1 rRNA gene is annotated in these 415 nt (G+C 36.6%); it reads left to right on the forward strand.

Annotated elements, in window-relative coordinates:
• Positions 1 to 268: 268 nt before the first annotated feature.
• A 23S ribosomal RNA gene (locus A7985_RS25475) occupies positions 269 to 415 on the forward strand; the annotation flags it as partial.

Below are 415 nucleotides of genomic sequence, written 5' to 3' on the forward strand. Positions count from 1 at the left end.
CCTTAACGATTTAGAACAGATTTGTTCGAAGTGTCCACACAGATGATTGTTAGTTAGCTTTTGTAAGCTAATTAATATTGCTCTTTAAAAATTTGGAAAGCTGATAATTAAATTCTCGAATAACAAGTAATTGTTATTCAGAGTTTTCGAAAGAAAATGCCGATTAATCATTTAGTTGATTAATTAGCGTCTACTTTAGTATTACTTAACTTCTGGCGAAGTTAAAACTGTCTTTAGCAGTACAACTTAAAACTATTTTGGGTTGTATGGTTAAGTGACTAAGCGTACACGGTGGATGCTTGGCAGTTGGAGGCGATGAAGGACGTACTAACTTGCGATAAGCTAAGTCAAGCCAGTAAGAGGCACTTGAGACTTAGATTTCCGAATGGGGAAACCCACCGCACAGCGGTATCTT

The sequence above is a fragment of the Pseudoalteromonas luteoviolacea genome (assembly GCF_001696455.1).
GTDB classification, from domain to species: domain Bacteria; phylum Pseudomonadota; class Gammaproteobacteria; order Enterobacterales; family Alteromonadaceae; genus Pseudoalteromonas; species Pseudoalteromonas luteoviolacea_C.